Below are 23,022 nucleotides of genomic sequence, written 5' to 3'. Positions count from 1 at the left end.
GTTATATAATAAACTCTTTAAATTAACACTTATGAAAAAACCACTAATAATTCTATTACTAGTCATCTCATTTATGAGTTGCGAAAAAGATGAAGTTACACCAATAGAACAGAATACTCTAGAAGCAAAAGTGATTGGAACTTGGGAACTATATCGCAATGAAAATTTAGAATCAATTATAGATGAATGGACAGGAACAGAATGGACATATAGGGATCAATGGTTTCAAAATACTAGAGAAAATTCTGATATTCTTTTAGAATTTAAAGAAGACAACACATTTAAAAATCTTTATGGCGAAGTAGAAGTTGCTTCTGGGATTTGGGGACTATTAGATGATGGCCGTTTCTATTTTGATTACATTCAAGAAGACAATATAAATGAAGCATTAACCCAACGCAGATTCATAACTATACATTGCGAAAACACCTATTCTATCGAAATCGAAGGTAATGATAGAGCTGTATATTACTATAGAATAATTGGAACTTCAGAGTGCTTTGATTTAATTAATTATAACGTTATTGACTAAAACTAAAATTGCTATGAAAAAGAAATTTAGTAAATAAGTTAGTTAGATAAGCCGTCTAGTCACTTAGACGGTTTTTTTATTTTCATCTTTTAAGTCTTGCTTTTACAAATTATATCGGACGCATAGATTATCGTAAAGATTCTTCTTAAATTAGTCTGTCTAAAATTGCTGCCGATGTATTCTTATTTAAAAAGACTTTTACTTATTATTTGCATAACAGTAACCTTCAATAGTTCGGCACAGCAAAATGCGTACTCCGAATATTTTGATGATGGGAGTATTAAAGCTACTGGTTTTAAAACCGATTCGAATAAAAACGTTGGGAAATGGATTTACTATAGAAAAGATGGTTCTATCGATTCTAAAATTACGTTTAATATAGAAGGTAAACCACAAGGTCCTTTTACGCTGTATTATCGTAATGGACAGCTACAAACAAAATGTAATTACTCTGGTACAGGATTCTATGATATGGATGGCCCGTTTGAAGATTACCATAGTAACGGGCAACTGCGCTCTAAAGGCATTTATAAAAATAGTGTAACCATTGGTAAATGGGTAAGTTATTTTGAGAATGGTCAACTTGAATCTGACACAGCATATACCAAAAAGGGTGTCATTATAAAAAATATAGCATATTATAAAAATGGGCAGTTGCGCTTAAATTCTAAATTTAATTCTAATGGTGATTTTGTAGGTCATTTAATTGTCTATTATGATAATGGACAAATATTATCTGACCAAAATTATGATGCAAATGGTAACAAAATTGGCACGTATAAATCCTTTTACAAAAACGGAAATTTAATGCAAACAGGCAATTATGCCGGTATAGATTATTTTAAAAAGAGAGGTGTTTGGTTGAGCTATCATAAAAATGGTAGTCTTAAATCTAAAATCGTTTATGATGAAAAAGGTAAACGTATTGGTTCTATTTTAAGGTATGATAGCGATGGTGTTTTAATGCCTTCAAAAACAAAAAATTAAAAAGTTATCATCTTTACTAAAACGTAAATCCAATTCTAATGCCTCCCCATTTTGCACTAGAGCCGGTTTTAAATTCTCTGGTAATGTCACTTCTGGTATATTCAAAATAAAGCGTCTTTGTTTTTATAATTAATCCGTAATTAAATTGTGCTGTAAATCGCTCTAAACTATCTGATGAAATAGTATAAGGACTTTCTTTATTAAACAAACCCCCTTGTAGTGACGCATCATAACCAATAATATTAATTTGTGGTTGTCCATAGGCATACACTTGAAACTTTCGTTCGCTTTTAGATGTTATAAAGGCTGTATTTAATTTTCCAATCGTAATATTAGAACCTATAGAAGCATTTGTAAATAAGGTGCCTAATTGCAATGCACTATTCGCATTTATAGCTATGAGATTGTTATATTGGTACAGTTGTTTTTCAAAAGCGATTCTGTAATTAAGTACCACATCATTTTTTATCTGATTATCCCAACCTATCGGTGTTTTATTACCTGTAGCTTCATGTATACCAACTTGCATTTCTTTACCAAATGCACCTGGACCAATTATACCTAAACTTAAGGATTGAGATAAACGTGTTTGTTTTTCTTTATTAAACGCAATAGCAAAACTTTTGAGCATTATGGCTGCTGCAAAAGGACGGTCTCCAAACTGAATTTCTTCAAGCTCATAATTGTTAGGTGTAAAACCAATATGCTCAATAGACAACCCGTATTTAGTAACCATGTTTTTAGGTTGTAAAAACAGTGTATTTACAGGATTCTTTTCCAAGCTTGGTGAGACGAATTCAAAATTATAACCCTGTGTATAATTTTCGTCTGTAGCAGCGAAATAATCATTATCGTAGTGAAATCTAAAATAGCTATCTGACCCTATTGATCTGAATGAAACCGTCTGATCTATTTTTTGAGGCCATAAAATCAGAGGTAACAGAACAAGCAAAATCACTGTTTTTATTCTCATATATATACTTACGAGAATATTGACTAATTGGTTTTACTATAAATTTAAAAGCCAATTTGGGTCTGGACAATTTCTTTTATAAAATTCTAAATCTAAATTATTACTTACACCAGGATAATCACCTTTATAGTCTTTAATGTCCTTTATAATCTGAAAATGTAAATGTGGTGGATAATCTCCATTAACTTCCGATGTAGCTAAAACAGCTATTTGTTGCCCGCTTTTAATTTGTTCATCTAATCGTTTTCCTTTTAACGAATCTAAACTTAAATGACCGTAAAGTGTGTAAAATTCTATTGCGTCAAAACTATGTTTTAGAATCAATGTAGGTCCATAATCTCCATAATTGGTATTATTATTAAAACTATGAACCGTAGCATCTAATGGTGCATAAATTGGTGTACCTGCTTCGACCCATAAATCTAAACCTAAATGAATGTTGCGCTCTTCGTCGGGATTCAATTTATTAAAATAATCGCTTCGATTATAAATACCGCGCTTCTCTAAGTAACCACCATAGGCTACTTTAGCATTTTTAATTCGCATAAAATTCCATATATAATTCTCAAGATCAGTCGAAGATGAAACATTTACAGTTATTAAGTCTCGATTATCTATTGATAAATCTAAAGAGACATAAGAATTATTTGCAATTGAAACATCGATTAAAGGCTTAGTATTTAGAGATTCTAAAAACGTTTTAAAAGAAAAATTAGACATGCATTTTAATTTCAATAAAAATATAAAATCCTTTAAAGTGCTGCAATAACTTCATTAGGATTTGCTCTTAACTTATAATCTTCACTCAAAAAGTCATAAGATATGGTACCATCTTGTTCTATAATATAAGTTGCGGCTATTGGTAATTCTTGATCTTTATTGTCTTGACTTTGGCTTAAATCAATTCCGAAAGATGTATACAAAGCTTGCAATGACTCCGGTAATTTAAAAACTAAGCCTAAAGCCTTTGATACTTTATTATTAGTATCTGAAAGTACTTCAAATGATAAGTTATTTTTTTCAGTTGTTGATAATGAATTATCTGGAGTCTCCGGACTTATAGCTATTAACTTAGCTCCTTTTGCTTCAATCTCTGATAACACATTTTGAAAAGCTCTTAATTCTAAATTACAATAAGGACACCAACCACCTCTATAAAATGTAAGTACTACTCTATTTTGCTTTAATATTTCACTAAAATTAATTTGTTTGCCTGTTGCATTTGGTAAGCTTATATCTGGGAATTGGTCTCCTGTCTTAGAAGCAGTATCTAATATTGAAGATGATACTAATTCGTTTATTGCAGATTGCATTGTATCTAATGCCTCCTTAGGTAGTTTAGATTTACTGGTATTAGCGTGCTCTTGTAGTTGTTTTGTGAGATTCATAAATATTTTTTTTAAATACTTTAAGTCTCTAGTTAGCACTAAAACTTACGGATGCATTTACACTATTTAGTAACAGTTATATTAAAATAAAAAATCCCATAAAATAGAAACATCTATTTAATGGAAAAATGTGAATATAATTAAAGAGACTGAAAGTAATCGATTCTCTAATAAGTAATGTTTTTGGTTTAACTGTAAAAGTTAATATTAATTCATTATAACACTACTATACTTAGCATTTACAATAATATTCCGGTTAGTACTTTGACCTTCCGGATAATTTCTAATCGTCTTTTGTGATTCATTTTTATTATTAAATTTAGAACGATTGCCTTTATAATACATGTTGTAATCGATGTTCTTAGGCAGATTAACTAAAGCATCACTATTTTCTAATACCAAGTTTAAATTTTTAAAAGACTCTAATAGATTAGAAATCGTAAGATCCCCAAAACTTCCATCGATAATGCCTGTTTCACTTAAATTTTCTATGTTAATATTAGAAGACTTAGAGTTTAAAACCAAATTATTTGCATTCTTAATCTGTGCCTTATCAACATAGTTTAAATTTAAAGTTCCCAAATTCCATGTGTTTATCAAAACTGGTGAATATGATACATTGATGGAAGTATCGCTTCCATCAATGTTATCTGCTACTAAAAATGCATGAGATATGTCTCCTGTTAAATTATATATAACTGAAGATAATTTAATTTCACCATGTCTAATATTGGTTTTAAGCTTGGCTTTTTTAGGGATTTTAATTTTAATCACCTTTTTTACTTTACTATTTCTACCAGACTCCAAACGTTTTACTAATATAGACTCGCGTTGATTGCGCATAGCGTTTCTGCGTTCTTCCATTTCTTCTTTGCGCTCTGATTGACGCGCTTTTAATTCAGCCTTACGTTCTTTTAGTTGGGCTTGACGCTCTACTAATGCCGTTTGACGTTTAGCCATAGCATCACCACGCTTTTCCATAGACTCACCAAAACGTTCTCCCCAAGCTTCCATTTTCTCTTCCCATTCTTTTCCAAATTGTTCTCCAAATTCCTTACCCCATTTCTCCATATCCTTGGCATATTTTTGTTCGAATTCTTTCCCGAATTTTTCTCCCCATTTTTCCATATCCTTAGCCCATTTACCTTCAAAACGCTTACCGTAATCTTCTCCCCATTTCGCCATTTTTTCTTGGTAATTAGACTCACCAAACTTTCGTGCCCATTCTTCCATACTTTTCTGTAATTTTTTACCGCCTTTTTTCTCGTACTTTTTGCTCCATTCAGAGAGGTACTTTTCACCTTCTTTTTGGTACTTGTCATAATCAAAAGTTATGGTTTTAATACCATCAGGTAATTCTGGTAGCTCAGGAAATTCAGGCATCTCTGGCATCTCTGGCATTTCTGGTATTTCTAGCATCTCAGGCATTTCTGGCATCTCAGGCATTTCTGGCATTTCGGGTAAATCCGCTAACTCAAATTCTAAATCTCTTAATATACCTGCATAATCACCATCACCAAATAAGCTAACGGCTCTACCACCGCTTGATGAAATCGTAACTTTATCGTTAGATCCGTCTACCGTTAAACCCCAAGCTTTTAAAGCCAATTCTAATTCTTCAGGAGATAATTTATCGCTTTCTATATAGGCATCTACTTCAACAATATCCTTATTCCATGTACTAATTTCTATTTCAACATAGCTCGTATTTAAGTCAACTACAACGTCTTTATTAACTTTAATTGACTGTGATGTTTTAATTAATTTTTTCTGTGCATAACCAAATGAAGTTATAAGGCAAAGCATTAAGATTTTGATTGTTTTCTTCATGATTTTTTTGATTTTAAGAGATACCCAGCCGAGCTGAGTAAAATCTGTTCGTTTTTTGATTTATTGATTTTGATTGTGATTATATACTCGATTCTGTAAAAGTGTCATCATTAAACTCTAGAAGTTTGTCTTTTAAACGTGTAACAAGATTTAATCTAAATTTTAAATTGTCTATTAAAGCATCTAAAGTCTCTGCATTAGGTCCATTTTCATTAAGTTCAATGGTTAGTTTCTCATATTCTTCATTTAATTCTTTCAGCCGAAGGACGTAGCCATCAAACAACTCCTTATTTTCAGGTGTTAATTGTACTTTAGATAATTCTAAATTAATACTTGCTAAATAATAGTCTTCTACTTTTTTTAACTCTGGTGAAAAATCTCCTATGGTTTTTAACTCCGTAGTATCAACAAGTTCTTGTGTTTCTGGCACGACCTTAGATGGTGTTTTAAAAAACTGAAATGCTCCATAACTTAACCCTAACAATACAACTACGCTTGCTGCAATATTTAAGAAACTAAATTGGCGCGATTTTTTCTGTATTGGTAATTGTTCTTCAAGCTTATCGAAAAAGCGCGCGTCGTGACCATCAGACATTTTCATATCCTGTCCTTTTTCATCTTCTTCAAATAAATTTCTAAGATCTTGTGCCATTTTTCCTTGTTTTTAATACTAACTGTAATTTTTGCTTTCCTCTAGATAATTGCGTTCTTGATGCCACTTCAGAAATATTTAAAATATCTGATATTTCTTTATGATCATAGCCTTCAATCAAATAAAGCATTACCACATATTTATATTTTTCTGGTAATTGTGCTATCGCTTCTTTTACATTATCGATAGTAATGCCATCATCGACTAACCATTCACTCTCATAATCAGCATCTATCACATTCAAATGATGGTCTTCTAATTCAATTAAACGTTGTCGCTTAGCTTTTAAAACGTCGATGCATTTATTAATAACTATCCGTTTTAACCATGCCCCAAAACTTACTTCCGCTTTATACTGCTCTAGTTTTGAGAATGCCTTTATAAAGGCTTCTTGCACAACATCTTCAGCTTCCATTGTGTCTTTCATAAACCGCATTGCTACTATTAACATACCATTACAGTACTGATTATAAAGCTGCATTTGAGCTTGTCGATCATTCTGTTTGCATTTTTCAACGATATGAATTTGAAACGCAGTGATTGTTTAATTGGTTTTGGTTGATTACACTTTAAAGACGATACAAAATTTTAAGTGTTGCAAAAAATCCTAAAAAACTTTCAATTTTATAAGATTTGCTTAAAATTCAGCGTTCTATTCTATAAATTTAGGGATTTGATTTATCTTTAAACTCCTTAAATTAGATTAACAAGACATAAACTGCTTAATAAATTACTATGTTAAAACGCCTTCTTATCCTATTATCTATAATAGCTTTAGGATTACTTTTATATTCTGTATTGGTAGAAAATATTTTTTCACCACGTTTAAGCCCAAAAGACACTGCTAAAATTTCACTTAATGATTTAGATATTAAGGTTGAATACAATAGACCTGCTAAACGCGAACGTGATATTTTTGGGGCATTAGTGCCTTTTAATAAAGTATGGCGAACTGGCGCTAATGAAGCTACAACCTTCCAAACCAATAAAGATTTAATGATAGATGGTATGCTGCTTAAAAAAGGTAAGTATACGCTTTGGAGTGTACCAATGAAAGATAGTTGGAAAGTAATGTTCAACTCAAGGCAATATGAATGGGGAGTCAATGAGAAAATGGAACCAATGTGGGATCCTAATTACGACGTTATGGAAACCGAAGTGGATATTCAAAAAATAGATGAGACTGTAGAACAATTTACAATAGCGTTTGATAATAAAACGGGGAATCTTAAGCTCACAATGGCTTGGGATAATACTTTGGTAGAAATACCTATGAAAGTATACAATGCTACCAATCCATAAATACAGAGTGTAAAGTGGCCAAAAAAGATAAAACATATTCGTCTGCTTTACACGAACAAGATGGTATTACACCGCCTGAAATATTAAGTACCAATTCTGCAAATACGATAAAAGCAAATCGTAAAAATCAGCCCTCTGTAAAAGATCTAGTGACGGGAATAATTGCCGGAAATATAACGTCACTCAGTAGAGCAATTACTCTGATCGAAAGCACCCATCCGAAGCACTCAAAAAAAGCAAACGATATAATTACAGCATGTTTACCATACGCCAATAAATCCGTTAGAATTGGTATTACTGGAGTGCCTGGTGTTGGTAAGAGTACGTTTATTGAAGCTTTTGGCACTTACATTACTTCTATCGGTAAAAAGGTTGCTGTATTAGCAGTAGACCCAAGTAGTACTTTAAGTAAAGGAAGTATTCTTGGTGATAAAACACGTATGGAGGATTTAGTTAAAGATAAAAACGCTTTTATTAGGCCATCAGCTTCTGGGGACTCATTAGGAGGAGTCGCAAGAAAAACTAGAGAAAGTATAATTCTTTGTGAAGCTGCCGGATTTGATACTATTATAATTGAAACTGTTGGTGTCGGACAAAGTGAAACTGCTGTACATAGTATGGTTGATTTCTTTTTACTACTAAAACTTGCAGGCGCTGGTGACGAACTGCAAGGAATTAAACGCGGTATTATAGAAATGGCCGATGCTATTGTCATTAATAAAGCAGATGGCGATAACGTAAAAGCCGCTAAATTGGCTAAAGTTGAATTTAATAGAGCTCTGCATTTGTATCCTCAAAAAGCATCAGGTTGGTCACCCAAAGTAGCGCTAAGTAGTGCTCTAAAACGAGAAGGAATTTCTGAAGTTTGGGATCTTATACAAGATTACTTAAAAGCAACAACTTCTAACAATTATTTTTCTGAGAATAGAACACATCAAAATAAGTTTTGGTTATTACAAACTATTGAAGAGCGTCTAAAATCTAATTTTTATAATGCTTCAAAAATTAAAAGTACTTTAAAGTCTCAAATTGAACTAGTTGAAACCGGAAAAACAACTCCTTTTGCAGCTGCCGAATACTTGCTTTCGTTGTGATAAAAAAACAATACTTTTGCACTTACTAAGCCATCAAACGCATGAAGTATAAGTTTACAATTGTTGTTCCTGTTTTTAATGAGGAAGAAAATTTAGAACGTGTAGAAACAGAACTTTCTAAATACCTAGAGATTGCTTCAGTATCAACTTCAATTTTATTTGTTAATGATGGATCTAAAGACAATAGTCAGGCATTAATTGAGGCTATCTGTAAACGCAACAGTGCTTTTGAATATATTTTATTTAGAGAAAATCGAGGTCTCAGTGCTGCTATAAAAGCGGGCTTTGATCATGTAAATTCAGAATTAGTAGGTTACATAGATTCTGATTTACAAACAGCACCAGAAGATTTTAATGTGCTATTAGAACATATTGGCTCCTATGAATTAGTTACAGGAGTAAGGTCTAACCGAAAAGATTCTTTCGTAAAGAATATGTCATCTAAAATTGCAAATGGTATTAGACGTGCCTTTACTCATGATGGAATGGACGATACAGGTTGCCCACTAAAAGTGATAAAGACAGATTATGCAAAACGCATCCCAATGTTTAGAGGTTTGCATCGCTTTTTACCTGCTATGATTATGTTGCAAAATGGCAGAGTAACACAAATAACTGTTCAGCATTTTCCTCGTATTGCAGGCACTGCCAAATTTGGTTTATGGAATAGACTTTTGGGTCCTTTAATGGATTGCTTTGCCTATCTGTGGATGAAGAAAAAGTATATCAATTACGAAATTGAAAAAGCAAGTAAATGAAAGATTGGATCATTTACAGCATCGGATTTTTAGCACAGATTTTATTTTCATCTCGACTTTTAATTCAGTGGATTACATCAGAGAAACAGCGTAAGGTTATTACACCAAGTACTTTCTGGACCTTAAGTTTAATTGCTTCTTTTCTTCTTTTTATTTATGGTTATTTACGACTAGATTTTGCGATTATGCTTGGGCAAAGTTTAACCTATTTTATTTATATCAGGAACCTTCAGTTACAAGGACAATGGCAAAAATTCCCTAAACTCATACGCTATTTTCTATTTATCGCTCCTATTCTAATTGTTATCTTCTATTACAACAATAATAAAATTGATATAGAACTTTTGTTTAAAAATGAAGCCATTCCACTATGGTTATTAATCCTTGGTATTTTTGCTCAAATTATATTCACTTTGCGTTTTGTATATCAATGGATTCATGCTGAACGTCATAAAGAATCAACTTTACCAATGGGATTTTGGGTGCTAAGTTTAATTGGTGCTGGTTTAATTTTAACCTATGCCATAATAAGAAAAGATCCAGTGTTATTAGTCGGTCATTTATTCGGGCTTATCATTTATATCCGTAATGCTTATTTAATAAGACGTTCTAATGATTAAGCATTTAGAAAAATATCCAATTCTCAGTCTTTTACTTTTTGTAATTGTAATGTTGGGCTTCACTATAGATGCTATACCAGTGACGATTATGGAAGCTAGGAATTTTATATCGGCCAGAGAAATGCTTACTGACGATAATTGGATTTTAACCACAATGAATGGAGAACCACGTTATCAAAAACCACCTTTACCTACATGGATTACTGCTATTTTCGGTTATTTATTTGGTATTAAATCTGTATTGGCCTTACGCTGGCCACCACTATTGTTTTTAGCGAGCATTGGCATATCTACATTCCTATTGTCAAAAAAAATAAAGCTTACACAATCACATAGTTTAATCAATGGGTTTATTGTGCTATCCTCATTTTATTGCATAGGTATTACTATTGAAGCGCCTTGGGATATTTATACGCATGGCTTTATGTTGATGGCAATATTTCAACTTTTTCAACTGTTTCAGAAAGCAAAGACACCAATCTTAAACAGTCTATTATGTGTATTATTCTTAGCAGGTTCTGTTTTATCTAAAGGGCCTGTTTCCTTATATGTCTTATTCTTACCCTTTGTAATTGCTTATGGCATCGCTTTTAAATTTAAGGGAGGAACACTTCATTTTTTAAAACTCATAAGTCTTTTAGTTTTCGGGATTGTATTAGGTGGCTGGTGGTATTTTCATGTACGCGTAGCCGATCCTGAAACGTTTACAAGAATAGCAACCAAGGAAACCTCAAATTGGAGCAGTTATAATGTGAGACCTTTTTATTACTACTGGAGTTTCTTTGTACAGAGTGGCTTATGGACAATTTGTGCGTTTGTAAGTTTACTATATCCATATATGAAATCTCGTGTTTCAAATTTAAAGGCCTATCGATTTAGTTTCTTTTGGACAATAATCGCCGTAATTCTCCTTTCAATTATTCCTGAAAAGAAATCGCGTTACCTCATGCCAGTGCTAATCCCGTTAGCTTTCAATATTGGATTTTATATTGACTATTTAATTCGAGAATTTAAAAACTTAAAGGATAAAAGAGAGACTTTTCCTGTTTATTTTCAGTTTGGGTTAATTGGAGCAATTGCAATTCTATTTTCGGTTTTAGGTTTCTTTTTTGGACCATTCTTATCTGGCTCTGTTCTAATTAGATTTATTGTTCTTACTATAATTTTAATTGTAGTTGGGTTTTTAGTCATTAAAAATCTTAAAAATCAAAATATTAAAAACCTCTTCTATTTAACTATTACTTTTATGTTATGTATTGGTTTTTTAGGCCTTCCCCTAGCTAGAATTCAAGCCCAAACAGATTACAAACCAGTTTCAGAATTACAACAATCCGATTTTAAATTATACCATTTAGATTATGTAGCGCCCGAAGTGATTTATAATTATGGAAATAAAATCCCGAGTATAAAAACTGATGAAGGGTATGTGTTGCCAAGTGAAACTAAATTTGGTTTATTAGCTAATAACGTAAATCCTGAAACTATAGCATCACTTTCAAATATTTATACGATTGAATATATTGAAACTTATGATTTAAATTTCTCTAAAAATGATTATAAGAATCGACTGACTAATAAGTTGTATCTGCTTACTCGGAGATAAACCTTTTCAGAAGAAAGGTATTAAGCTTATAGAATCCAGAACCAGCAAGCGCGCCAAAGAGCATTCCGCATAAAATATCAACAGGAAAATGTACACCAACGTATATTCTACTATAAGCTACAATAAACGCCCAAAATAAGAGAATGAAAATTAGGTTTTTGTAATACGGTCGTAATACTAAACCACCAAAAACAGCTGCTGCCATAGAGTTAGAAGCGTGCCCTGAAAAGAAACTTCTATTGCTGCTGCAACGTTCTGCAATGTATCTTATAGTATCCATAATTTCCTCACAGGCACAAGGTCTAAAACGCAGAACAGAACGCTTTACAATATTTGTAGTTTGGTCTGTGAATGTAATCATAGCTGCTATAACCAAAACCATTATCAACAATGGTTTAAGTCCATACTTTGTATAAATTAAAAATAGAAGAATTGCATATAGTGGAACAAATGTAAGCTCATCAGTTATGAGAAGCCACATGGCATCCCATGTTTCTGAGCCCAAGCTATTGAGATATAAAAAAAGTTCTGTATCTAATTCTAAAAGTCTATCTAGCATTAGTCATCGTAACGCGCCACTTCTCTATCGTAAAATTCAGTGGCCAATTTTATATAGTTTTCTGTTTCAGTTTCTAATTCTTTCTCATCGTGTTGGTCAAATTCTTCAAACCACTCGACCTCGTCGTCCTTAAGATCAATAATAAATCTAGGAAATTCTGTATGAATAATGAATATTGAATCTGGATAATCCGTATTATCGCCTAATATAAACTTTGGTAATTCCATTTCTAATTTTTGTCTTGTTGCAAAATTAAACGCTTTGTGAGATAATTAAACCGAATATACAATAAAATTGCAGCAGCACTCAAACCTGCTAACAATCCAAGCCATATTCCAAGACTTCCGTAAGCCTCTTCTTTGCCTAGAAAGTAACTGACCGGAAACCCAATTACCCAATACGAAATAAAAGTGATGATCGTTGGTATCTTAACATCTTGAAGTCCACGTAAAGCACCTAGTGTAATGACTTGCAAACTATCACTTATCTGAAACACAGCAGCTGCTAACAGTAAAGTTGCTGCAATTTTAACCACCTCAGCAGTATCTACAGCATTGGTAGGGTCATCTAAATCCACATACAAATCTGGAAGCATCGTATGGAATATAACAAAGAATAATGCAAACACTACAGCAAACATAAAACCGACTAAAAAGATAGACTCTGCAATACGCTTTAATGCTCTAAAATCTTTTAACCCTTTTTGATTGCCAACACGTATCATAGCCGCAACACTCAATCCCATTGCTACCATAAAAGTCATAGAAGATAAGTTTAAAGCGATCTGGTTAGCGGCTTGAGCATTTTTACCCAAAGTACCACTGAGCCATATGGCAGCAGTAAATATGGCAACCTCAAAGAACATTTGCATAGCGCTTGGCAATCCTAAATTGGTGAGCTTTTTTAAGGGTTGCTTACTAAGTTTAAAGAATTTGATATTAGTAACAAAAGCCTTAGATTTTTCCTTTTTTGCCAATAACCACCATAAGTAAAACAGCATAACGAAACGCGATACCAAAGTACCAACTGCAGCACCAACAATACCCATTTCTGGAAAACCAAACTTTCCAAAGATTAAAACATAATTAATAGCCACATTTAGAACATTAGCTATAATAGTCGCATACATTGGGTACTTCGTTAAAGATAAACCATCACTAAATTGTTTAAACGCCTGAAATACAATTAAAGGCACCAAAGAAAATGCCACTAAATCTAAATACGGCATCGCTAGTTTCACCACCTCTTCTGGTTGATCCATAACATACATTAAGGGCTTAGCGGCAACGGTCATTAAAAACAAAACAATACCTAAAACTGTACAGAGAAAAAAACCATGTTTAAAAACGGACTTACCTTTAGTAAAATTCTGCTCAGTATCTGCTTCTGCAACCAAAGGTGTAATGGCTGTAGAAAAACCTATACCCAAAGACATGGCAATAAAAATAAAGCTATTACCCAAAGACACCGCGGCTAATTCTGCAGCACCCAATTGCCCAACCATCACATTATCTACAAAGCTCACAAAAGTATGCCCAAGCATACCTAAAATCACGGGAGACGCGAGTTTAAGGTTGTATTTAAATTCTTTGGTATAGTTGCTTAAAACCATGACGTAAAAGTAGCGGTTTTAGTCTGAGGAGTTTGAATAAAAAGAGTGAACTTTTTAGGAAGTTATGAGTTCCAAAAGTTATAATGAACTCCTAGGTTTAATTCTAGTTTCCATTCTTACTTTATCGCGTATGTCTATTAAACTAAAAATCATAAGACCTATTCTCTCTAATTTAAAACGATTTCACCAGTAACAATAACTGTTTTAGAAGTCACAGATTTATTCTCTATTCGTTTAGTATTTGGTTGCGCACCACCAATAGATATGGTTACTGGTCCAGCTGACACAACTTGCTTTAAGGTACCATTTACGTCATTTACTAAACTCAATTGTTCTTTTCTAATCACAAAGTTTACTGTTTTTTCCTCTCCTGCTTTAAGCATAAGACGATCAAACCCTGATAGGGTAATGTTTGGATTATTTTCATCAGCGGATGGATTAACAACATATACTTGAGGCACTTCTTCTCCTGCAAGATTACCTGTGTTTTTAATAGTTACCGATACTTTTACATCCTCACCTGCGTTAATTTTTGAAGGAATCTTCAGATTAGAATATTCGAAATTAGTATAACTCAATCCATATCCAAATTCATACAACGGAGTTCCTGTAAAATAACGATAGGTTTTTCCTTTCATGTTATAATCATCAAAAGCAGGTATATCATTAATATCTTTGTAGAATGTTAAAGGTAAGCGACCTGCTGGATTATAATCTCCGAAGATAACATCAGCGATAGCAGTACCTCCTTCTTGCCCTGGATACCAACCTTCTATAATTGCTGGTATATTATCATTTTCCCAATTTATTGAAAGTGCACTACCATTAAGCAAAACTAAAACGATTGGTTTGCCTAATTTTTTCAATTTTTTAAGCAATGCTATTTGTGTAGATGGCAATTTTGTATGTATTCGATCACCACCATGAAAGCCATCAACTTTCACTTTCATTTCTTCACCTTCAAGCAATGGACTAATTCCTCCATAGAAAATGATAACATCTGCCCCTTTAGCAATAGCTAAAGCCTCATTTTCTAAATCCACTCTAGGTGCTTCCCACAACAAACGCGCTATACTATATGTAGAATCTTCGTTACGATATTCTATTTTTATAGGATATGTTTTACCTGCTTCTAACGTTACGTATTCGTAATGCTTTTTAGGTTTGTGGACATCATTTCTTTCAATCAATAATTCATCATTGAAAAAAATTTGCATCCTAAACGCTTCTCCTGCAATAGCGTATTTTCCTGTTTTAGCAACAGAGACAACACCACTCCAACGCACCGAGTAATTGTCGTAACTCATATCAGCAAATGGTTTATTAGTCCACCATACGTTGTCTACATTACTATCTATTTGTGTGTGCTTTGGTATACCTTCAAAGTTGATATTATCAAAGTATTCCGCTTTCAAACCTTGCTCTTTTTTAGTCGTATCTGTGAATAATACAGAAGTTGGCATGGCTTCAAATACAGGAAGTCCTTCTGCTAGTTTACAACCAATAGCATAATTTACTTTAGCATTTGGTAATTTACGACGAATACCTTCTATAGGAGAGACCGGTTTTTCTGGATAACCGTTATAATTGGCTAATAACAATTCCATATCATCAGCACTAGAACCTATAACTGCAACATGTTTTAAATCTTTGGATAATGGCAATATGTTTTTTTCATTTTTTAACAATACCATAGATTTGCGAGCTGCTTCCAATGCAAATAAGCGGTGCTTTTCAGACCCTACGACATCGTAAGATATACTTTCATATTTTACATCTCCTTCAGGAGCAAAAAGCCCTAATTTAAGACGTGCTACTACCAATCGTTCTAATGACACATCTAATTCTTTTTCTTGTATTAAACCAAGTTTTACGGCTTCTACAAGGGCAGGATATGAATTTCCACAATTCAAATCTGTACCTGCTTTTACAGCCATAGCAGCAGCTTCTTTTTTATCTGTTACTACTTGATGTGTTTTCACATTTTTATCATAAAAGTCGCGTATTGCCCAACAATCTGAAACAATATATCCTTTAAAACCCCAATCATTACGAATTAAATCACTTAAATCTTTATTACCACAACATGGTTTACCTGCATAGGCATTATATGCACACATTACAGAATACACGTCAGCTTCTACAATTGCTTTTTTAAAATGAGGACTGTAAGTGTTGAGAAAATCTTGTGTGCTTGGTAAGACATCGAAGTGATGACGTGTTTCCTCTGGTCCACTATGTACGGCAAAATGTTTTGCTGTAGCTACAAGTTTTAAATATTTTGGGTCATCACCTTGTAAACCTTTAATAAAAGGTACAGCTAATTCTCCCGAGAGATATGGATCTTCTCCGTAGGTCTCCATGCCTCGTCCCCATCGTGGATCTCTAAAAATATTTATATTTGGCGTCCAAAAAGTTAACCCTTGATAGATATTTCGTTTGCCTCTAGATACAGCTTCATGGTGTTTGGCTCTAGCTTCATCAGAAATTGCATCTGCAATAACACCCATATGTTCTCTATCAAACATGGCAGCCATACCAATGGCTTGAGGAAAAACCGTAGCTTTCCCTGCTCTAGCGACGCCATGTAGACATTCGTTCCACCAGTTATATTCTGGAATATCAAGATGTGCTATTGTTGGAGATTCGTAATGCATTTGACCTACTTTTTCTTCTAAAGTCATTAGAGAAACTAAATGTTTCGCACGTTCTTCAAAAGATTTAGAAATATCTTTGTATACTGCAAGATCTTCCTTTTGTATAGTTTCCTCACAAGCGATAAATACTAATGCTGTTAATAGAAATAAATATTTTAACTTATACCTCATATCTTTACATGTAGCTTTTATGTTATTGTATTTAGAATTGGAGTAAATTTCTCAAAACAGAACTATTTTAATGCTAAATAATTTTTGGAGTCTATTGAGATTATCTATTATAACCTAGAGTTGTTTCAATAACTTAAATAAGACCCTAAACGAAGATAATTTTTATAATTTTAAAATTCAGCAGGTTAAAATTATATGCTCTAAAATAAAATTAACATTTGTTAATAAATGTATTTATAAGGAATTTATATTTTTCTTAGCATCTTCATACTCTTTAACCATATCAGCCACAATCTCAGCAACTGGTTTTACATCATGAATTAAACCCGCAATTTGTCCGATTTCTAATTCTCCATCGTCTAAATCACCTTCAAACATACCACGCTTGGCTCTCGCTCTTCCTAATAATTCTTTAAGTTGCTCTGGTGTTGGTGCAGTTTTATAGAGTTCTTGTAACTCGTTGTAAAATTTATTTTTAATTAATCTTACTGGTGCTAATTCTTTTAAGGTGAGTTGTGTATCACCTTCTTTCGCATCGACTACCACTTGCTTAAAAGCTTGGTGGGCAGAAGATTCTTCACTAGCTACAAAGCGGCTACCCACTTGCACTCCATCGGCTCCTAAAACCATACAGGCCAACATGGCTTTTCCTGTGGAAATTCCACCTGCTGCTATAAGTGGAATTTGCAAATGCTCCTTAACCATAGGTATTAAGGTTAATGTTGTGGTTTCATCACGTCCATTATGCCCACCTGCTTCAAATCCTTCGGCTACAATGGCATCGACTCCTGCATCTTGCGCTTTTAGTGCAAACTTTACACTACTTACTACATGTATAACAGTAATTCCTTTACCTTGCAACCAAGTGGTCCAAGTTTTAGGATTTCCGGCAGAAGTAAAAACAATCTTTACACCTTCTTCAACTATAATATCCATTATCTCTTGGATGTTGGGATATAGCATGGGTACATTTACACCAAAAGGTCGATCTGTCGCAGCTTTACATTTTTGAATATGTTCTCGTAACACATCTGGATACATAGATCCTGCACCAACTAAACCTAGAATACCAGAATTACTTGCAGCTGAAGCTAATCTCCAACCACTATTCCATATCATACCAGCTTGAATGATTGGATATTTAATATTGAAAAGTGTTGTTATTCTGTTTGGCATACAATTTATATTAACAAGTTTTTTTAACCCATCCTGAGCTCTTCCAAAGAATAAAATTAGAAGTGATTAATTTATTGCTTGATAAATTTAAATGTTTCGGACGTATTTTTTGCAGAAAACTTTATAATATAAATTCCTGCTGCAAAATCCGATACATTTATAGTCTGCATACCCTCATTAATAGATTGTTGTAGCACTTCTTGACCAAGTTGATTGAAAACTGAAAGCTCCGCAGAACTTATTGTCAGTGGCATTTTAATATTTAATGTATGCTTTGTTGGACTCGGATAAAACCTAAAATTTTGTTCTAAATTTTCATCTAATGATAACGCTAAACTTCTTGCAAGAGCAAAATCTGGTATTCCATAACCTAAAAAATCATCTGGAACATTGAACTGAGACGAAGATTGTATTACAAAATCTATAATTTCTGATGGAGATGCTTCAGGAATAGCTTGCCAAAGTGAGGCAATACTGCCACATATAATTGGACCACTAAATGACGTTCCATCATTTTGAGTAATACTATTATCTTGTCCTACTACATAAGTATTACCAGCTCTGGCAACAACATCTGGCTTTTGATAACCCACTTGCGCTGAGCTACCGCGAGAGCTAAAAGACACATAGTTTCCATTCGCATCTACTCCACCTACAGATAATACGTCAGGTGAATCTGCAGGAGCGCCAACGGTCTCCCATGTCGAATTTCCATAATTCCCCGCACTTACTACCACAACAATACCCTTTTCTTTAGCAATAGATGCACCTTTAGATATGTAGGCGATTTGACCATTCATTTCTGCTGGTGTATAATCATAATTAGGATTATCGAAAACGCGATAAGCTAAAGATGTATTAATTAAATCTACACCTAAACTATCCGCACGTTCTGCTGCCTCTACCCAGTAACTTTCTTCAACTGGGTTTTCAGTCGCCACTGGTTCTGTTCTAAATAAATAATACGATGCGTCTGGCGCAGTACCAACAAATTCATCTTGCATATATCCTGCCATAGTACTTAATACTCGTGTGCCGTGAGAACTATCCGTATTTGCATAGACGTCTGCAGTTCTATCTACAAAATCATAACCACCTAACAAATCACCATTGTCTCTTAAGCGCTGAAATGCACCCATTGTATTAACATTTTGAAACCCAGAATCCATAACAGCAATAGTTAATCCTTCTCCAGTAAAATCATCTAAATGCAGATTGTCTACATTAACCATTTCTACTTGGTTTTGAGTGTCTCCATAATCAAAAACAATTGATTCGTCTTCAACATCAACAAAATCTTCTATTGCTGCCGTTCTTGACGCTGCATCTAAATTATTATTTGCGAAGTCAATAAAATCTACAAAAGATAGTGCGTCAAGAGCATTAATATCTATTTCGTTACCTCTAACATGTACAGCATTAAACCATTTAGATTTTGCCATTACTGTAATACCAGATTGCGTTTTTAAATCTGCAATATAGACCTCATTGACTGGCACATCTCTCACATCAATTGTAATGTTATGATTCTGTTTTCTGTCAATTGCTTTTTGTGTAAGAATTGTTATGGGATTTGCCAAAGCCGCTGACACATTTGGTTTATCTATGAAATAGACCCAAGCATCTTCTTGAGCGTAGCTATTTATTGAGAGGAAGAGCAATAAAAGCATGGTTAATTTTCTAATCATGACTTTTTTTTTGCAATCTACATAATTAATCCTAAATGTATTTGCTTTACCGATATTCAGCTTTTAACTAGGATTAGCCTCATTAAAACATCCTTTTTTACAAGAATATTAAGAAATAACACCAGAACCTATCAATTCATCTTCAAGATACCAAGCTACAAATTGACCTTCGGTAATTGCAGATTGTTTATTTTTAAACTCAACATACAAGCCACAATCGACTTTATGTAATATTGCTTTTTCTAAGTTTTGTCTGTATCTAATTCTTGCCATAACCGATAAAGTCTCACCATCTTTTAAAGCTAAATCTTCTCTAACCCAATGCAATTCTTCATCAGTCACAAATAATACATTTCTATATAAACCTGGGTGATTTTTTCCTTGACCTGTATAAATCACATTTTCTTTTACATCTGTATCTATAACAAAAAGAGGTTCTACAGTACCTCCAACAGCTAAACCTTTTCGCTGTCCTTTAGTAAAATAATGCGCTCCTTGATGTTTTCCAACTACATTCCCATCAATGACTGAGTACTTTGGCTTTTCTGATAAAAATTGAAGTTCTTTCTCTTTTGAATTGAATTCTGGAACTGCTTTATGATACGTCTCAAAAGAATCCGCAACCTCTACAATAACTCCTTCTTTAGGTTTTAGTTGTTGTTGAAGAAATTCTGGTAGTCTAACCTTACCTATAAAACACAAGCCTTGAGAATCTTTCTTCTCTGCTGTAATTAAATCTTGTGCCTTTGCAATTTCTCTAACTTCTGGTTTAGTTAACTCACCAATAGGAAATAAAGCTTTTGCTAACTGCGTTTGAGATAACTGACATAAAAAGTAAGACTGATCTTTATTGGTATCTACACCAGATAAAAGTTGATGCACTTCTTTTCCATCCTTTTCAATAGTAGCTTTTCTGCAGTAATGACCAGTTGCCACGTAATCTGCCCCTAATTCCATCGCGATATCCATAAAAACATCGAATTTTATTTCGCGATTACACAAAACATCTGGGTTTGGTGTACGTCCTTTTTCATACTCATTAAACATGTAGTCCACGATGCGCTCCTTGTATTGAACACTTAAATCTACCGTCTGAAATGGAATACCCAACTTATCAGCTACTAACATAGCATCGTTACTATCTTCTAACCATGGACATTCGTCTGAAATGGTAACGGAATCATCGTGCCAGTTCTTCATAAATAGGCCAATAACCTCATAGCCTTGTTCTTTTAAAAGAAAGGCTGCCACACTAGAATCTACGCCACCAGAAAGACCTACTATAACACGTTTCACTGTAAATAATTTTATTAATATTTAGTTCGTAAACCGATGCAAAATTACAAAATAAAAAAGGCAATCTAGAACAGATTGCCATACTGAAAAACTATTTCTACAATAGGCTAAAACTATTTATACTTTTTAAGAACTACATTGTTTGTATGATCGATTTCTTTTTTAATTTTACCGTCTTGGTAGTATTTCCATGTACCAGCTTTTTTATCGTTTAGATAATCACCTTGAGAGGTTACATTGCCTTTAGAATCATAATTTATAGTTAATCCATTGAGTTCATCTTTTTTATATTTTGAATGTCTTAAGAGGATGCTAGTTTCTGAAAACCATTTAGATTCACCTTCTAATTTTCCATTTTCATAAAATGCGCTTTCTGCTATTTTCCCTTCTTTATAAAACACAGTACGATCCCCTTCTAGATTGCCTTGTTGATTATAATTTTCGATAATCATTTTATCTGAGGAATTCTTATGATAATATACCCATTTACCTATGTAGTGTTTCCCATTCATATTACCCTCACTGATGACAATCTTTCTAGATGTATAGAATTTTACTTCGGCAACACTATCCTTTCTATTAAAGACTTTTGTTGCACTTAGAACACTTTTACCTTTAGATAATGTGTAATAGCTAAAGGTATCTACCTCTTTTCCATGATCAAATTGGCCTTCATAACGTTTTTGGTTAGTCTCAAAGTAATTTTTCGTCCATAAACCGTGGCGTTTACCCTTTTTATCGAACTGATTGACGGATTTTTGTGCACTTACAGTTGTTAAAATTATTGTAAAAATTAAAGTGAAAATTAATTTTTGTTTAATCATTTTATATTTTTGTTAAACAAACAGAGTGTTTGTATGATGAACAATTTTAAAAACTCAAAAAAATGAAAATTATTTCAAAAACTTTCAAATTACTTACAGTATTTCTATTGGTTATAGGATTAACTGGATGTGACGATGATGACAACGGCTCAAACATGCAAACAACTACTGTTGTGGATATTGCTTTAGCTAACAATTTAACGTCTCTAGCTGCGGCATTAGAAGCTACAGATTTAGTATCAACATTGCAAGGCGATGGACCTTTTACAGTGTTCGCACCAAGTAATGATGCTTTTACAGCTTTACTAACCGCAACAGGTTTAGATTTAGATAACTTATCTACGTCAGAAGAAGCTTTAGTTAGAAATATATTATTAAACCATGTTATTATTGGTACAAGTGTAACAGCGACGGATTTAGTTGGTTTAGGTTCGGGTTATACCAATACTGCTGCAACTGGTCCTAATAATGAAAATTTAAGTTTATACTTCGATACTACAAATGGAGTTGTATTAAATGGTGCTTCTACTGTGACGAGCGCGGATAACTTTGCAACTAATGGTGTAGTACACATTGTTGATACGGTAATTGATTTGCCTACTATAGCAACATTTGCAACAACTAATCCAGCTTTATCCTTATTAGTAGATGCTCTAGCTTATGCAGATACAGGAAGCCCAACAGTTCCTTTCATTGCAACTGTTTCTGACGCATCTGCAGGTCCATTCACTGTTTTCGCGCCAACTAATACTGCATTCGCTAATGTTTTAGCTGAATTAGAACTGTCAGGATTTGGTGAAGGAGAAGGCGAGTTAAATGCTGCTACAACAGATGCAGTTTTATTAAGCCATATTGTAAGTGGCAACATACAATCATCTGGTTTACCAAACGGACCGGTTATGACTTTAGGTGCTGAGCTTACTGCTGATAATGTAAACTTTACTCTTACTGATCCAAATGACAGAGTAAGTAATATTGTTACTACTTTAGTAAACATCCAAGGAATTAATGGTGTTGTTCATGTAATAGATACGGTTATACTACCTGCTTTATAAGAGAAAGATCGAGGCTGATTACCTCATTTTTATATTGATTGATTTAGTTAGTAGAAAGCTCGTTGTTTAGTCAACGGGCTTTCTCTTTATATATGATTTTTTACAACTTAATTATAGAATATCGCTGACACTAAAGTAATGATTTGGTAAAGCCCAGTAAAATTAAGCTCTTTAAAAAAATAATCTAATGAAAAGCTTATAAATAATTTTAAGGGAGATTTACTTGGGTAATAAGAACTCACAAC

Annotated in this window: 22 protein-coding genes; 8 read left to right on the top strand and 14 right to left on the bottom strand. The window is 33.3% G+C overall.

The genetic code is table 11. The annotated features are described in order from the left end of the window. Positions 1 to 31: 31 nt before the first annotated feature. Both ACFWU4_RS07425 and ACFWU4_RS07420 read left to right on the top strand, forming a co-directional pair. Positions 32 to 532 (top strand): hypothetical protein, encoded by a 501-nt coding sequence (locus ACFWU4_RS07425; RefSeq protein WP_411126370.1) that lies wholly within the window; start codon positions 32 to 34, stop codon positions 530 to 532. Between the two features lie 174 nt (positions 533 to 706). Beyond that, the gene (locus tag ACFWU4_RS07420; RefSeq protein WP_411126368.1) at positions 707 to 1,519 is read left to right on the top strand and encodes a toxin-antitoxin system YwqK family antitoxin; all 813 of its coding nucleotides are present in this window, start codon (positions 707 to 709) and stop codon (positions 1,517 to 1,519) included. Between the two features lie 16 nt (positions 1,520 to 1,535). Here ACFWU4_RS07420 and ACFWU4_RS07415 read toward each other — a convergent pair whose 3' ends face one another. The 6 genes from ACFWU4_RS07415 to ACFWU4_RS07390 form a co-directional block, all read right to left on the bottom strand. Next, positions 1,536 to 2,492 (bottom strand): lipid A deacylase LpxR family protein, encoded by a 957-nt coding sequence (locus ACFWU4_RS07415; RefSeq protein WP_411126367.1) that lies wholly within the window; start codon positions 2,490 to 2,492, stop codon positions 1,536 to 1,538. A 36-nt stretch (positions 2,493 to 2,528) separates the two neighbouring features. Continuing rightward, complete coding sequence (locus tag ACFWU4_RS07410) at positions 2,529 to 3,212, bottom strand: peptidoglycan DD-metalloendopeptidase family protein (RefSeq protein ID WP_411126365.1); 684 nt, start codon at positions 3,210 to 3,212, stop codon at positions 2,529 to 2,531. 32 nt (positions 3,213 to 3,244) lie between these two features. Then, on the bottom strand, positions 3,245 to 3,880 hold the full coding sequence (locus ACFWU4_RS07405) for a peroxiredoxin-like family protein (RefSeq protein WP_411126363.1): 636 nt from the start codon (positions 3,878 to 3,880) through the stop codon (positions 3,245 to 3,247). A 207-nt stretch (positions 3,881 to 4,087) separates the two neighbouring features. Then, positions 4,088 to 5,710, bottom strand: a complete 1,623-nt coding sequence (locus ACFWU4_RS07400) for a hypothetical protein (RefSeq protein WP_411126361.1) — start codon at positions 5,708 to 5,710, stop codon at positions 4,088 to 4,090. A gap of 79 nt (positions 5,711 to 5,789) precedes the next feature. Then, entirely contained in the window at positions 5,790 to 6,362 is a 573-nt protein-coding gene (locus ACFWU4_RS07395) for a hypothetical protein (RefSeq protein WP_411126359.1), read from the bottom strand. Next, complete coding sequence (locus ACFWU4_RS07390; RefSeq protein ID WP_411126357.1) at positions 6,346 to 6,843, bottom strand: RNA polymerase sigma factor; 498 nt, start codon at positions 6,841 to 6,843, stop codon at positions 6,346 to 6,348. Before ACFWU4_RS07390 ends, ACFWU4_RS07395 begins: the two co-directional genes overlap by 17 nt. Before the next feature lie 254 nt (positions 6,844 to 7,097). On the opposite strand from ACFWU4_RS07390, the gene ACFWU4_RS07385 reads away from it, so the two are divergent. Genes ACFWU4_RS07385 through ACFWU4_RS07365 form a run of 5 tightly spaced genes read left to right on the top strand, consistent with a single transcriptional unit; the run spans position 7,098 to position 11,739 of the window. Continuing rightward, positions 7,098 to 7,664, top strand: a complete 567-nt coding sequence (locus ACFWU4_RS07385; protein ID WP_411126355.1) for a DUF2911 domain-containing protein — start codon at positions 7,098 to 7,100, stop codon at positions 7,662 to 7,664. Between the two features lie 14 nt (positions 7,665 to 7,678). Further along, a complete protein-coding gene (meaB, locus tag ACFWU4_RS07380) occupies positions 7,679 to 8,758 on the top strand; it encodes a methylmalonyl Co-A mutase-associated GTPase MeaB (RefSeq protein WP_411126353.1) in 1,080 nt (359 codons plus the stop codon). Between the two features lie 41 nt (positions 8,759 to 8,799). Then, positions 8,800 to 9,516, top strand: a complete 717-nt coding sequence (locus tag ACFWU4_RS07375) for a glycosyltransferase family 2 protein (protein ID WP_411126351.1) — start codon at positions 8,800 to 8,802, stop codon at positions 9,514 to 9,516. Then, positions 9,513 to 10,136 carry a lipid-A-disaccharide synthase N-terminal domain-containing protein gene (locus ACFWU4_RS07370; protein ID WP_411126349.1) on the top strand — a complete coding sequence of 208 codons (624 nt, stop codon included), beginning with the start codon at positions 9,513 to 9,515 and terminating at the stop codon, positions 10,134 to 10,136. Before ACFWU4_RS07375 ends, ACFWU4_RS07370 begins: the two co-directional genes overlap by 4 nt. After that, complete coding sequence (locus tag ACFWU4_RS07365; protein ID WP_411126347.1) at positions 10,129 to 11,739, top strand: ArnT family glycosyltransferase; 1,611 nt, start codon at positions 10,129 to 10,131, stop codon at positions 11,737 to 11,739. Before ACFWU4_RS07370 ends, ACFWU4_RS07365 begins: the two co-directional genes overlap by 8 nt. Here the strand turns inward: ACFWU4_RS07365 and ACFWU4_RS07360 are convergent. From ACFWU4_RS07360 to ACFWU4_RS07325, 8 genes are all read right to left on the bottom strand, one after another. After that, positions 11,726 to 12,298 carry a phosphatase PAP2 family protein gene (locus ACFWU4_RS07360; protein ID WP_411126345.1) on the bottom strand — a complete coding sequence of 191 codons (573 nt, stop codon included), beginning with the start codon at positions 12,296 to 12,298 and terminating at the stop codon, positions 11,726 to 11,728. The genes ACFWU4_RS07365 and ACFWU4_RS07360 overlap by 14 nt on opposite strands. Next, complete coding sequence (locus ACFWU4_RS07355; protein WP_411126343.1) at positions 12,298 to 12,525, bottom strand: hypothetical protein; 228 nt, start codon at positions 12,523 to 12,525, stop codon at positions 12,298 to 12,300. Before ACFWU4_RS07355 ends, ACFWU4_RS07360 begins: the two co-directional genes overlap by 1 nt. Positions 12,526 to 12,527: 2 nt before the next feature. Then, the gene (locus ACFWU4_RS07350; protein ID WP_411126341.1) at positions 12,528 to 13,910 is read right to left on the bottom strand and encodes an MATE family efflux transporter; all 1,383 of its coding nucleotides are present in this window, start codon (positions 13,908 to 13,910) and stop codon (positions 12,528 to 12,530) included. Positions 13,911 to 14,077: 167 nt separating this feature from the next. Next, positions 14,078 to 16,738: a glycoside hydrolase family 3 C-terminal domain-containing protein gene (locus ACFWU4_RS07345; protein ID WP_411126339.1), complete on the bottom strand. Its 2,661-nt coding sequence runs from the start codon at positions 16,736 to 16,738 to the stop codon at positions 14,078 to 14,080. Positions 16,739 to 16,972: 234 nt separating this feature from the next. Further along, positions 16,973 to 17,914 carry an NAD(P)H-dependent flavin oxidoreductase gene (locus ACFWU4_RS07340; RefSeq protein WP_411126337.1) on the bottom strand — a complete coding sequence of 314 codons (942 nt, stop codon included), beginning with the start codon at positions 17,912 to 17,914 and terminating at the stop codon, positions 16,973 to 16,975. Positions 17,915 to 17,985: 71 nt separating this feature from the next. Then, complete coding sequence (locus tag ACFWU4_RS07335) at positions 17,986 to 19,602, bottom strand: S8 family serine peptidase (protein WP_411126335.1); 1,617 nt, start codon at positions 19,600 to 19,602, stop codon at positions 17,986 to 17,988. Positions 19,603 to 19,710: 108 nt separating this feature from the next. Then, positions 19,711 to 20,898 carry a tRNA 2-thiouridine(34) synthase MnmA gene (gene mnmA, locus ACFWU4_RS07330; RefSeq protein ID WP_411126333.1) on the bottom strand — a complete coding sequence of 396 codons (1,188 nt, stop codon included), beginning with the start codon at positions 20,896 to 20,898 and terminating at the stop codon, positions 19,711 to 19,713. A 113-nt stretch (positions 20,899 to 21,011) separates the two neighbouring features. Further along, positions 21,012 to 21,722, bottom strand: a complete 711-nt coding sequence (locus tag ACFWU4_RS07325) for a toxin-antitoxin system YwqK family antitoxin (RefSeq protein ID WP_411126331.1) — start codon at positions 21,720 to 21,722, stop codon at positions 21,012 to 21,014. Between the two features lie 62 nt (positions 21,723 to 21,784). Here ACFWU4_RS07325 and ACFWU4_RS07320 point away from each other — a divergent pair, with 62 nt between their 5' ends. Further along, positions 21,785 to 22,777: a fasciclin domain-containing protein gene (locus tag ACFWU4_RS07320; RefSeq protein ID WP_411126329.1), complete on the top strand. Its 993-nt coding sequence runs from the start codon at positions 21,785 to 21,787 to the stop codon at positions 22,775 to 22,777. Positions 22,778 to 23,022 lie beyond the last annotated feature (245 nt).

The organism is Winogradskyella sp. PE311 (genome assembly GCF_046545555.1).
Lineage (GTDB): Bacteria > Bacteroidota > Bacteroidia > Flavobacteriales > Flavobacteriaceae > Winogradskyella.
Note: the sequence above shows the minus strand (reverse complement) of the source record. Positions and strands in the feature narration are given on the sequence as shown.

Coding starts and splice junctions, on each gene's coding strand:
- ACFWU4_RS07425 (WP_411126370.1), top strand. CDS start 32: ATGAAAAAACCACTAATAATTCTATTACTAGTCATCTCATTTATGAGT.
- ACFWU4_RS07420 (WP_411126368.1), top strand. CDS start 707: ATGTATTCTTATTTAAAAAGACTTTTACTTATTATTTGCATAACAGTA.
- ACFWU4_RS07415 (WP_411126367.1), bottom strand. CDS start 2,492: ATGAGAATAAAAACAGTGATTTTGCTTGTTCTGTTACCTCTGATTTTA.
- ACFWU4_RS07410 (WP_411126365.1), bottom strand. CDS start 3,212: ATGTCTAATTTTTCTTTTAAAACGTTTTTAGAATCTCTAAATACTAAG.
- ACFWU4_RS07405 (WP_411126363.1), bottom strand. CDS start 3,880: ATGAATCTCACAAAACAACTACAAGAGCACGCTAATACCAGTAAATCT.
- ACFWU4_RS07400 (WP_411126361.1), bottom strand. CDS start 5,710: ATGAAGAAAACAATCAAAATCTTAATGCTTTGCCTTATAACTTCATTT.
- ACFWU4_RS07395 (WP_411126359.1), bottom strand. CDS start 6,362: ATGGCACAAGATCTTAGAAATTTATTTGAAGAAGATGAAAAAGGACAG.
- ACFWU4_RS07390 (WP_411126357.1), bottom strand. CDS start 6,843: ATGCAGCTTTATAATCAGTACTGTAATGGTATGTTAATAGTAGCAATG.
- ACFWU4_RS07385 (WP_411126355.1), top strand. CDS start 7,098: ATGTTAAAACGCCTTCTTATCCTATTATCTATAATAGCTTTAGGATTA.
- ACFWU4_RS07375 (WP_411126351.1), top strand. CDS start 8,800: ATGAAGTATAAGTTTACAATTGTTGTTCCTGTTTTTAATGAGGAAGAA.
- ACFWU4_RS07370 (WP_411126349.1), top strand. CDS start 9,513: ATGAAAGATTGGATCATTTACAGCATCGGATTTTTAGCACAGATTTTA.
- ACFWU4_RS07365 (WP_411126347.1), top strand. CDS start 10,129: ATGATTAAGCATTTAGAAAAATATCCAATTCTCAGTCTTTTACTTTTT.
- ACFWU4_RS07360 (WP_411126345.1), bottom strand. CDS start 12,298: ATGCTAGATAGACTTTTAGAATTAGATACAGAACTTTTTTTATATCTC.
- ACFWU4_RS07355 (WP_411126343.1), bottom strand. CDS start 12,525: ATGGAATTACCAAAGTTTATATTAGGCGATAATACGGATTATCCAGAT.
- ACFWU4_RS07350 (WP_411126341.1), bottom strand. CDS start 13,910: ATGGTTTTAAGCAACTATACCAAAGAATTTAAATACAACCTTAAACTC.
- ACFWU4_RS07345 (WP_411126339.1), bottom strand. CDS start 16,738: ATGAGGTATAAGTTAAAATATTTATTTCTATTAACAGCATTAGTATTT.
- ACFWU4_RS07340 (WP_411126337.1), bottom strand. CDS start 17,914: ATGCCAAACAGAATAACAACACTTTTCAATATTAAATATCCAATCATT.
- ACFWU4_RS07335 (WP_411126335.1), bottom strand. CDS start 19,602: ATGATTAGAAAATTAACCATGCTTTTATTGCTCTTCCTCTCAATAAAT.
- ACFWU4_RS07325 (WP_411126331.1), bottom strand. CDS start 21,722: ATGATTAAACAAAAATTAATTTTCACTTTAATTTTTACAATAATTTTA.
- ACFWU4_RS07320 (WP_411126329.1), top strand. CDS start 21,785: ATGAAAATTATTTCAAAAACTTTCAAATTACTTACAGTATTTCTATTG.